This is a genomic window from Phaeodactylibacter sp. (assembly GCF_040219495.1).
Taxonomy (GTDB): Bacteria; Bacteroidota; Bacteroidia; order Chitinophagales; family Saprospiraceae; genus Phaeodactylibacter.
On sequence record NZ_JAVJSK010000028.1, the window covers coordinates 1 to 2,369 of the forward strand.

General features: G+C 51.8%; 3 protein-coding genes. 1 reads left to right on the forward strand and 2 read right to left on the reverse strand.

Annotation, left to right across the window (positions count from 1 at the left end):
• Positions 1 to 157: 157 nt before the first annotated feature.
• Positions 158 to 529 carry a hypothetical protein gene (locus RIC19_RS04540; RefSeq protein WP_350177105.1) on the reverse strand — a complete coding sequence of 124 codons (372 nt, stop codon included), beginning with the start codon at positions 527 to 529 and terminating at the stop codon, positions 158 to 160.
• Positions 530 to 886: 357 nt separating this feature from the next.
• Here RIC19_RS04540 and RIC19_RS04545 point away from each other — a divergent pair, with 357 nt between their 5' ends.
• On the forward strand, positions 887 to 1,957 hold the full coding sequence (locus RIC19_RS04545) for a phosphotransferase family protein (protein ID WP_350177106.1): 1,071 nt from the start codon (positions 887 to 889) through the stop codon (positions 1,955 to 1,957).
• 54 nt (positions 1,958 to 2,011) lie between these two features.
• Here the strand turns inward: RIC19_RS04545 and RIC19_RS04550 are convergent.
• A partial coding sequence (locus RIC19_RS04550; RefSeq protein ID WP_350177107.1) for a T9SS type A sorting domain-containing protein occupies positions 2,012 to 2,369 on the reverse strand: 358 nt, incomplete at its 5' end.

The following is a 2,369-nucleotide window of genomic DNA, read 5'->3' on the forward strand; positions in this document are numbered from 1 at the left end:
CATCAGTCTGTATAACCAGCCCATCACGGCCAGCTTCATCCAGCTATCAATGAAAACCGTAAGCTGCCAGCAGGTCATTGACTGGCAAAATGAAAACATCTGCCATAACCATTACGGACTACGAAAACAAATGGATAGGGAACTAAAAAGCGGTACATCAGATGGTTAGCAAACCGAACACCCTAGCTTTTGACTGCTGTGGAACCGCTCCTCCCTGATCTTGTTGCACCATGCCCTCTACCTCGAAATCCGGTGCAATAGGTAAATGAAATTGTGCGCCGGCAATAGTCCCCAACAAAGCCCGGCTATACGTATAAGTAGCAGAGAGGGTATCTTCTGCCAGAAGCTGGAGGAAGGCCTCGTCTCCGTCCGAAAGTGTGTAATCTATGGGGTTGGAACGGTAGGCTACTTCCAGTTCCAACAAGTCAGCAACAATAGACTGACCATCCGTCTCTGTGGGCAATGCCTGTACGTGAGCATCTGCTGCTTCGTAACCTGTTATACCGGAGGCGCTCCAATAGCTAAACATAAGCAATAGCATTGTCAGAAAAAGCCCGCGGGGGGGGGGGGGGTAAAAAAGCGTAAAGATTCATGTTAAAATAGTTTATTAAGGTAAAATAATAGGTTGAGCGGTTGTTTTTTGAGCTTATTGTTTCGTGAAGGGCTGAGCACGATTCTTTGTGTTTATGATAAAGGTACATAAATCACAGTGGTGTTTCTAGGAATGGACCGTGTGAATTTTGCCCACCTTATGTTTTGTCATGCTGCCGACAATGTTAACTGTGGGTTAAGCTGGGGTTGGTTTAAACCAGCCTTCATAAATTAGGATCCCTAATGCAGTACAAGAGCTATATCTCTCCAAATTTTCCCTATCTTCCCTTCAAAAATGCTCGATCAGCCCAGCCCAATCCGTGAAGGGGAAGCCCTCGATCAGGAAGCCCTCCAAACCTACCTGCGGCAGCACTGGGATGGCTTCAGGGAAATAGAAGGCATCCAACAATTCCCCGGTGGCTATTCCAACCTGACTTACCTGCTCCAAACCAATGCAGGGGAAGCCGTGCTCCGCCGGCCGCCCTTTGGCGCCAACATCAAGAGCGCCCACGATATGGGGCGGGAGTACCGGGTATTGTCCAAACTCAAACCGGTACTGAAAACCATTCCACAGCCCATCGTCTACTGCGAAGACGAGGCGGTCATCGGCGCGCCCTTTTACCTGATGGAGCGGGTGGAAGGCATCATCCTAAGGGGCAATTTAGCCAAACAACTGCAATGGGCGCCTGAACAGATGCGGCAAGTCTCGGAATCGGCAGTAGATACCCTGGCGGCCCTTCACCAAATTGATATTGAAGCGACCGGGCTCATCGAGCTGGGCAAGCCCGAGGGCTACGTCGGCCGGCAGGTAGAAGGGTGGATCAGGCGGTATTACAAAGCCGAAACGGACAAGGTGCCCGCTATGGACGAGCTGGCTCAATGGATGCAGAAAAATAAGCCTGCAGATGGCCCCGCCGGGCTGATCCACAACGACTTCAAATACGACAACCTGGTGCTCGGCCCGGACCCACCCCATAACATCCGCGCCATCCTCGACTGGGAAATGGCTACGGTGGGCGACCCGCTGATGGACCTGGGCACCACCCTCGCTTACTGGACCGAGCCGAAAGAAGCCCGCCTCATGCCCCTGGCTGCCGCCAACCTCACCTGGCTGCCCGGCAACCTCAATCGGCAGGAGGTGCTGGACCGCTACGCGCAGCAGCGGGAAATAACGATTACCAACCCGGTTTTCTACTACGTCTTTGGCGCCTTCAAGATCGGAGTGATTGTGCAGCAGATTTATTACCGGTACAAAAAGGGGCACACGCAAGACCCGCGCTTTGCGAATTTACTGCAGGCGGTGCGGTATTTTGGGCAGCGGGGGCGGGTGGCGTTAATGGCGGATCAGGTATCCGGGCAGGGTTAAACTACTTGAAGGAAGAAATTCCTATTTCAGATACCCTTTTCCTTGTAGTTATGACTATTGAACAACCAAACGCTTCACTTCCTGATTCGCTCCATCCCTGGTAATTGCCTGCACCCAGTATATGCCGGGTGTAAGCGGCTCTAAATTAATCGCAAAAGGTCCGCTGCCCCCAGCTATTTTTTGAGAGAGGGCTAACCGCCCGGTCCCATCAAAGAACCTCAATAACGCAGGCTCGCCTGCAGGGAGCTCAACGTAAACTTTTTGATCAGCAGGGTTCGGAAAAAGCCTCCATGGTATAGTTGAGCTATCGTTCAGCCCACTCGCCAATTCTACCTCAAAGCTGAAGTTGGCCAAACAACCATTTGCATCCGTAACAGAAAGGCTGTAAAACCCGGGCTCAAGCGATAACAAA

Coding starts and splice junctions, on each gene's coding strand:
- RIC19_RS04540 (WP_350177105.1), bottom strand. CDS start 529: ATGTTTAGCTATTGGAGCGCCTCCGGTATAACAGGTTACGAAGCAGCA.
- RIC19_RS04545 (WP_350177106.1), top strand. CDS start 887: ATGCTCGATCAGCCCAGCCCAATCCGTGAAGGGGAAGCCCTCGATCAG.